7 protein-coding genes and 1 pseudogene are annotated in these 8,188 nt (G+C 57.2%); 1 reads left to right on the forward strand and 7 read right to left on the reverse strand.

Translation table 11 applies throughout. The annotated features are described in order from the left end of the window. Positions 1 to 94: 94 nt before the first annotated feature. A pseudogene (locus ACSZPU_RS20840) lies at positions 95 to 292 on the forward strand (fimbrial protein); the annotation flags it as partial. A gap of 134 nt (positions 293 to 426) precedes the next feature. Here the strand turns inward: ACSZPU_RS20840 and ACSZPU_RS20845 are convergent. The 7 genes from ACSZPU_RS20845 to ACSZPU_RS20875 form a co-directional block, all read right to left on the reverse strand. Further along, positions 427 to 912, reverse strand: coding sequence for a TlpA family protein disulfide reductase (locus ACSZPU_RS20845; RefSeq protein ID WP_499002767.1), 486 nt, complete (start codon positions 910 to 912; stop codon positions 427 to 429). Further along, positions 899 to 1,594 carry an ABC transporter ATP-binding protein gene (locus tag ACSZPU_RS20850; protein WP_115463916.1) on the reverse strand — a complete coding sequence of 232 codons (696 nt, stop codon included), beginning with the start codon at positions 1,592 to 1,594 and terminating at the stop codon, positions 899 to 901. The genes ACSZPU_RS20845 and ACSZPU_RS20850 overlap by 14 nt, the downstream gene beginning before the upstream one ends. A 4-nt stretch (positions 1,595 to 1,598) precedes the next feature. Further along, positions 1,599 to 2,729 carry an ABC transporter permease gene (locus tag ACSZPU_RS20855; RefSeq protein ID WP_499002769.1) on the reverse strand — a complete coding sequence of 377 codons (1,131 nt, stop codon included), beginning with the start codon at positions 2,727 to 2,729 and terminating at the stop codon, positions 1,599 to 1,601. Continuing rightward, the gene (locus ACSZPU_RS20860; protein WP_499002771.1) at positions 2,719 to 4,002 is read right to left on the reverse strand and encodes an ABC transporter permease; all 1,284 of its coding nucleotides are present in this window, start codon (positions 4,000 to 4,002) and stop codon (positions 2,719 to 2,721) included. Before ACSZPU_RS20860 ends, ACSZPU_RS20855 begins: the two co-directional genes overlap by 11 nt. 2 nt (positions 4,003 to 4,004) lie before the next feature. Then, positions 4,005 to 5,384 carry a Fe-S-containing protein gene (locus tag ACSZPU_RS20865; protein ID WP_499002773.1) on the reverse strand — a complete coding sequence of 460 codons (1,380 nt, stop codon included), beginning with the start codon at positions 5,382 to 5,384 and terminating at the stop codon, positions 4,005 to 4,007. A 108-nt stretch (positions 5,385 to 5,492) separates the two neighbouring features. Continuing rightward, on the reverse strand, positions 5,493 to 6,020 hold the full coding sequence (locus ACSZPU_RS20870; RefSeq protein WP_499002775.1) for an iron transporter: 528 nt from the start codon (positions 6,018 to 6,020) through the stop codon (positions 5,493 to 5,495). A gap of 27 nt (positions 6,021 to 6,047) precedes the next feature. Beyond that, positions 6,048 to 7,964, reverse strand: a complete 1,917-nt coding sequence (locus tag ACSZPU_RS20875; RefSeq protein WP_499002776.1) for an FTR1 family iron permease — start codon at positions 7,962 to 7,964, stop codon at positions 6,048 to 6,050. Between the last annotated feature and the right edge of the window lie 224 nt (positions 7,965 to 8,188).

Here is an 8,188-nt window from a genome sequence, read left to right on the forward strand (position 1 = left end):
CAAGAGCGGGCATCGTGAAAAGTCTATGTCAAAGAAAGGGTTATGTTCTCATAATTGACGATTAAATCGCACCTTCCATAGTACTTCAGATGCCACCGGCATTGGTATCCAGGTTCTCTATGATAATGGTAATAATATTCCTTTTAATACCAAGATCCATTTTACGGGCTATAACAAAACAACCGGCGGCAGCTATTCCATCCCCATGAAGGCGCGTTATATCCAGACAGCAGGAACAATAACCGGAGGAACAGCAAATTCCGCCGTGGAATTTACGATGTCGTATGAATGAATATGCTGGCTTACCTGGATTCCTTTCGCCAGACTGACAATGTTCTTCCACGATAACCAGAAACAAGCGTTGTCGATGGGTATCTGCCGGAGGGTTTTACGAACGTCCGGCAGACTATTTTCAAAATCAAAAACTCAGTTGCTCGCCAGCTGTAGAAATGTTTCCTGCAATTCCGCGGGTTTACGCACGCCCTGATGCAGGTCAAGCACCCGGCCCTGACGGTCAATCATCACCGAGGTCGGCGTACCAATAACCTGATAACGCTCCTGAGTGATCTTGAGCTGATCGCGCACCACCGGGTAGGTGATTTGGTGTTTCGCCAGCAGCGCGCGGATATCCACGGAATCCGGGTCGGTGTTCACCGCCACCACGACCACGTTGTCGCCATACTGTTTGCTGAGCGCCTGCAGGGTGTCCATCTCTGCCAGACAACCACCACAACTTGCTGACCAGAAATTGAGGTAAATCCCCTTCCCTTTCCAGCTGTCGAGGCTGGCGTCTTTACCGTGCAAATCAAACGCCGCCAGCGCAGGTGCGGGAGCGCCCTGTGCCAGTTTTTCTTCTTTGCAGCCGCTCAACAGCACCAGCAGCAGCAAGACAAACCCATTAAGCCAGCGCATGTTGTGTCCTCTCCTCGCCCAGATATTTCCCGTGCTGTAAACGCAGAATGCGGTCCGCAAACTGCCCAAGCGCCGGGTTGTGCGTCACCATCACGATGGTGCGACCCTGACGGTGCAGGTCGGTCAGCAGGTCCAGTACGCGCTGTTCGTTCTCTTCGTCGAGGTTACCGGTGGGCTCATCGGCGAAAATCACCGGCGGTTCATTGACCAGCGCGCGGGCAATACACACCCTTTGCTGCTCACCGCCGGAAAGCTGGCTCGGCAGGTGGGTCACGCGGTGCTCAAGCCCCACCTGCGCCAGAACGGCGCGGGCCGCAGCTTCATCCACCACGCTATGGTAGTGCTGCGCCAGCATCACGTTTTCCAGCGCCGTCAGGAACGGGATCAGATGGAACTGCTGGAACACGAGGCCGATTTTCTCGGCACGGAAACGGCGACGCCCCTCTTCATCCAGCGCGGCGGCATCGGTGCCGTCAAGGATCACCTGCCCTTCGGTGGCGGTGTCCAGACAGGTCAGGATGTTCATCAGCGTGGTTTTACCGGAGCCGGACGCGCCCATGATCGCCACAAACTCACCCCGGGCGATACGCAGATTAATGTCATCCAGCGCGGTGACATCACCGAAGCGCTTGTACAAATGGCGGGTTTCAATCGCCATCTGCGGAATATGCGTGACAGACATGGCGTTACTCTCCTTTCAATACTTTTGCAGGTTCAACGCTCACTGCGCGTCGTACCGGAACAATGGCCGCGAGCACCGCGACCAGCAAAGACAGCACCAGAGTGATCGGCAGTACCGGCAGGCGCAGGGAAATGGCGGCATTGAACACCGTCATGCCGAGCAACTGCGCCAGCAGATACCCCAGAATCCAGCCCGTCACCACCGCCGCCAGCGCGATAATGCCGGTTTCCAGCATCATCTGGCGCATGATGTCGCCGTTGCTCGAGCCGAGCGCTTTTTGCAGCGCGAACTCACGGGAACGTTCACCGACAATCGCCATCAGCGTGGTGTTCACGCACAGCGATGAAAGCGCCAGAATGACGATGGAGACTAGCCCCATCAGCCCTTTGATCTTATCGAGCACCTGCCCTTCGGAGGCCGAAACTTTACGCACCGGGCGAATCTCAAGATCCGGATATTGCTGCTGTAAGGTCCGCGCGTAGCTCTCCACTTGCCCAACGTCGTTGCTAACGCTCAACAGCGCGTGGCTGATTTTATCCGGCTGATGCAGCCAGCTTTGCGCCACGTCGAGGCTGACAATCAGCATGTTATCGGTGGCGTCACCCGCCTCGACAATGCCCTTCACCAGCAGCTTTTTGCGCTCTTTATGGTCGACCAACGTAATGCTGTCGCCCGGTCGCACATTCAGACGCTCGGCCAGTTTGACGCCAACCATCGCGTTCCGGTCATCAAAACTCACGCCAATCCAGTTGCCGGTAACCTGCCAGTACGGCGCCAGTTTCTGCATCGATTCAAACCACACCCCGACGATCACCACTTTTTCCAGTTCAGTACGCGCCATGCCGTACAGCCAGGGGCTGGCACCGTGGATTAACCCTTTCGGTGCCTTATCAAGAATGGCCTGCAGTTCCGGCTGCGGCATGCTGGAACCATGCGATGGGCCGATATAAAAGTTCGCCCCGAAGGTGCGCAGCTCTTCGCTCATTTTGGTGTTGATATCGAACCACACGGCAGAGAGCGCCGTGACGATAGTCGCCCCCACGGTGAGGGCGGCAAACACCACGCTGACGCGCTGCAAACGCAGGCGCAACGCTCGCCACACCAGTAACCACAGCATGTCGCGCTTAGCGGCCATACAGCACCTCCACAGGATAAAGACGGGCAATGCGCCGGGCCGGGAACCAGGTGCCAATCAGCGAAATCAGCACCGCAACCACCAGCACGCAGGGGATCACCACCCAGGCAAAATTGAGCGGTGCGTCAAACAGCATCAGCCCGATGGCCTTCGCCAGCCCCCACCCCGCAATACAGCCCACGGCGCCACCCGCCAGGCCGCTGGAAGCCGCCTCCAGGTAGAACAGCAGTAAAATTTGCCACTGACGCGCACCCAGCGCTTTCATCAGGCCAATCTCTTTGGCGCGCTCCATAATGGTACTGGTCATCAGTGAGGCGATGCCCATCGCCGCAGCCGCCAGCGCGGCGAGTGTCACCACGCCCATCAGCAGTTGGATTTTGTCGATCACCACCCCTTCCGAGGCAGCAACCTGCCAGACCGGGCGCACTTCCGCGCCGGAAATCGCCTCTTCCAGTTGGTGAGCGATAGACGAAACATAGGCCGTGCAGTACCAGAGGTCGTACTCTTCGGCGTTCAGCGCATCGAGGTTTTCGCGGGCGCGGCGCGACAGTTCGTTTTCCGGCACCGTCAGGGCCGAGACGCGAATCGCCTGCACTTTGCCCTGCAAATTAAGCAGTTGCTGGACGACATTCAGTGGCATCACCAGTTGGTTATCTTCTTCACCGCCACTGGATAAAATGCCGCTCACCACCACGGTTTGCGTGTGATTTCCGGCGTTCAGCGTGAGCATATCGCCCACCTTCCAGCCGCTGTTGCGTGCCAGCGCGTGGCCCACCAGCGTTTGCGGCACATCGCCCGTTGGTTCCTGCGGCCACTCGCCGTTCACCTGCCAGAACGGGCTCACCGTACGCTGCCCGGTCTGGTACCCCTCTTCATCCGGGATATCCACCGGCTGGCTAAAGAAGGTTCCTAACACCTGAATATCACGCCCGTTGACCGTCACTTCGCCGCCGAGCATCGGGGCAAAACCGACAATGTTGTTACGCCAGAAGATATCTTTGATGTTCGGCAATTCGGCTTCGTCGAGGAAATCCTGGCCGGAGAGCGGGTTGCTCTTCTCGCTGAACATCGCGGGGAGCGCCGCCTGTCCGGCAGGCTCAATGAGAATGTTCGCACCGTAGGATTTCAGCTCGCGCGACATTTTGTCGCCGATATCAATCGACACCGCCAGCAGCGCCGAAATCAGGCTGGAGGCCAGGAAAACGGTCAGGATCGCCAGCATTTTGCGCCGAAGATTGCGCCCCCAGGATTGCCGTAGCATTCGCCATAACATGACTATTCCTCCTTCACCACGCCGGGCGCGAACTGCTCGGGCGCATTGCGGAAGCGGTTATAGTTCGCTTCGGACGCGAAGAACCAGGTTTTGCCGCCCCAACTGTATTTGTACTCTGCAGACGTGTTGGTCAGAGTCGTTTTGTCCACCGGGTCGGTCACCTTGATGGTCATCACCGTGGAGAAGTAGTTCACCCCTGCCGCCAGCGCGTCACCGGGGATGATCAGCTCTTTCTCGTCGTTGCGCCAGTTGTCGATTGGCACCGGGTTACAGCCGCCCGCTTTGCCAATCGATGGGATAAAGATGTGCACCCCACAGGCCACGCAGATCACCTGATTGCCTTCCATCACATAGCCCTGATCGCCGCACAGCAGGCAGGCGTCGAAGACCACGCCGAAGCGCAATTTGTCCGGGTAACGGTTGATGATGAAAAAGCGCACCGCTTTGCCGTCATCCGCCACCCACACAAAACGGTGCAGTTTGCCGTCGCGCAGTTGTTCAACCGGCAGATGCACCATGCCGTCGCTGGCAAGCGTCACCGGCTGAGCTTCCGACAGTTGCGGCGGCTGCGAAGCCACCAGGTCCCACCACAGCTGGCTGCCTATAACGACGGCAGCACAACCGACCGTGGTCATTAACAGACGCAGCGCGTTACGGCGCTGAGCACGGGCCAGACGGTGCGCAATCGGGTCGTGGGTGGTCCAGACATCGCGGAAATAGCGGCGTAAGCGGGGCAGCCAGCACAGGCCGAGCAGCAGGAGCAAACCCGCGCCGACCCAGTTATACATTTGCGCGTTATTCGTCGCCCGCGCCACAAAACTCAACAGCGGTTTCAGCAGCGGCATCACCTGCAGCTTCATCAGCAGCAACAGCAGGTTACCGCTGAGCGGCAGCCAGAGCATGATCATCACGATGACCGTCAGTGGCCAGTAGAGCCAGCGCATCCGGCTTATCAGCATGCCGCACAGCACCGCCACCAGGCTCAGCACCGCGAACGCCAGCACCAGCGAGGTGAGGTTCAGCAGCAGATCGGTGTTCAGCACATGGGTACTGGTGAGGCCGCCAAGGTTCGGGTCCAGCCCCCAGTGACGCGCCGCGCCCAGCACCAGAACCGCCTGCCACAGGTAACGCAGGCGATGCGGTGTCCACCAGAAGCTAAGCAGAAACAGGAACGACACGAGGATTTCGGCGCAGACCAGCAGCAGTTGGATTTGCTGAGAACCGCGGAAAAGTAAACCGAAGAGCAGCCCGGCAATCAGCCCAGGCAGCGCCGTCCACATCAGTGAACGCACGGTGGGCAGCGGGCTACGGCTCCAGAGCAGGCCGGATAGCAGGGCTACGCAGAAAAAAACCTGTAGCGTGGTGACGAAAAAGTAACTCATAACTTCGACTCGGGTGTGGCGGAGACAAAAAGGTGGCGCACCAGAAAAACAGATCGCGGGATGATCAAATGACCACCCCGCCTAAGCGACACAAACACCTGCGCCTTATCAGTTCAGGCCGACGTATTTGAAGTCGTAGCTAACGTCGAACGGTTTCCACCAGCGGCCGACACCGGTTTCGGTGTCGGTATGACGGTGCATACCGGCTTTTGCTGGCGGCTCAATGTGGTAGGTCACTTTGTAGTTACCCACACCCATCATTTTGATATTCGCGCCGTAGTGCGGGCCATCGCTTGCCACCATCGGCATAAAGGTGCCTTCTTGTTTCTCACCGGTGTCATTGTTCACCAGGGTGTAACTGATGGTCAGGTACGGAACCCATTCGCCCGCGCCGAAGCCGTTTTTGTTACCCTCAGTCGCGTGAATGTCCGCTTCCAGATGGATATCGGATTTCGCCGCTGGCAGACCCATGCCACGCGGTTCCATGTCGATAGGCTGCAGGTAAACGGCAGCCAGCTCCATTTCGTTCATTTTGATCGGCTCGCCCGCCGGGTGTTCCTGAAACGCCAACGCTGCTGGTGCAGTGAAAATTCCGGTCATTACGGCACCGGCAATCAAGGTCTTCTTGATGGTCATGACTAATCCTCTCGTCTTAAAAATTGGCTACGGGTTATTTTTAATTGTCTCCCCCGAAACGTGGTTACGACGGCGCATGACCCACAGCGCCACCACGGCAGCAAGCAGCAGCACCGCCTGCGGCAACAGCGTTTCCACATAGGGATAAATGCCCAGCCAGCCGAATTCCGGCATCCCATTAATTAACGTTGGCTGGAACAACTTGCCTTCCACCAGTTCCAGCACCCCTTTCCCGGCAAATACGAATGCCATCAGGTACATAAAACTGCCGGTGAACATGAAGAAGGGTTTGAGCGGCAGCTTGACGACCGTGTAACGCATCACCAGCCAGGCCACCAGCAGCACCACGCAGCCAATGACGAAACCGCCGCCAATGGCCATATGGCCCGCCACATCCTTCGCATCGCCAATCAGGGCGAAGTAGAACAGCACGGTTTCCGCGCCCTCGCGATACACTGCCAGGAAGCAGGTCAACCACAGGCCGACCAGAGAACCGCGCGTTAATGAATGAGATAACTTGCCCTCCAGCCAGGCTTTCCAGTGGCGCGCTTCCACTTTCGAGAGCAGCCAGTAGCTCATGGAGAAGAGCATCACCACGGCAATCAGCATGGTGAAACCTTCGAGCAACTCGCGGCTGGCCCCGGAGTTGGTGAACAGCATCTGGAAGATAACCGCCGTTACGACGCTGGCGGCCAGTGCCACCAGCACCGACTGACGAATCAGCGGCATCTTGTCCTGATGGTTGTTTTTCACCATGTACGCAACGATAGCCGCCACAATCAGCAACGCTTCCAGCCCTTCACGCACGATAATCATCAGACTGTAAATCAGCAGGCTCCACTGGGTCTCTTCCCCTTCGCCCAACATGGTGACGGCACTTTGCAGATCGTTTTGCAGCGCGGTGGCTTCGGCGGTTAGCGCCTCAACCGGCTGCCCGGCCTTCATCAGGCTGACCAGACGGGTAAAGTGGTTTTCGAGCGTCGTTTTGAACGCGGAATCACGGGAGCCGATTTTGTTCTCCATGCCGGTCGCTTCAAAATGGTCGAAATAGGTATCCTGGACATCGATGATGGCATCCTGCGCATTGCCGTCTTTGTAGCGCGCAATGGCGTCGCTGATGCTCTGATTAATACCGGACGCTACGCTTGCCCAGTCGGCATTGGCTGGCGCATCGCTTGCCGCCGGGAGATTATCGGCAGCCGGTTTTGGCGCACTGACGGGCTGATCGTCACGGGTCGTCGGCAGGCCAGGTAACAGGTCTTCGATATCCTGCAACAGCGCGGTGGTCTGGTAAGAGACATCGTTCAGGTGGTCAGGCTCGGCGGTTAGTGCAATCAGCGAGGTGAACTGCTGGTTGATGGAGGCGGCGTCTTTGGCCGAGCGGTTTTGCCGCACCGACATCTCCATTTCTGAATTCTTGAAGCCCTGATAGTGAGCCTGCTGGACGTGCTGGCTGGCGACCGTGAAATTGCCCGCCTGGTAGTCGGTGACGGCCTGGGCCAGTAAATCGTCAATGGTGCGGAAGCTCTCCTGCCAGTGGACGGCGATATCATCGCGGGAGAGCGCCGTATGCTGCTCTTCAGCGACCAGCTTGTGTCCACCATCCAGCACCGGCTCGACCTCACGCAGCGCTTTTTTCAGCCCGTCGATTTTGGCCTGCACGTCGCTCAGGGGTTTGCCGTCGCCGATCATCTTGCGGATTTCGCCGAAGGTGCTTTCCATCTCGTAGCTTTTGCTGGCGGAGAAGTTGATGCGAATGGGGCCTTCCAGGTTTTCGAATACCTCGAAATAGGCCATCTGCACTTCGCGACGGGCTTCGTTAGTTTTTTGCTGTTGATAAAGTTCCGCCGTTTTATCAAGGCGTTGCTCTATATCTTCAATAAACGGCGCATAGTTGGTTTCCGCCCACACGCAGGCACTAAAGAGCAGACCAAACAGAACCATCAGAAAGGAACGGGAAATAGCCACCTTGCGTACCGTAAAAAATACAAATGATAATGATTATCATGAGTCTTTTTCATCGCTTGTATATGACCAGGATCATAAAACCGTCAAACAGTTACAAGTTGTGTAAATAAATTATGAAGATTGTCTAGATAGTGTCGTCACAAGATTTTAGCCCAGAGAGCGATGCATCTGATCTGGACGGCAGCGAGAAATGAGGCCGT

Source organism: Phytobacter sp. V69 (assembly GCF_965644215.1).
Taxonomy (GTDB): Bacteria; Pseudomonadota; Gammaproteobacteria; order Enterobacterales; family Enterobacteriaceae; genus Phytobacter.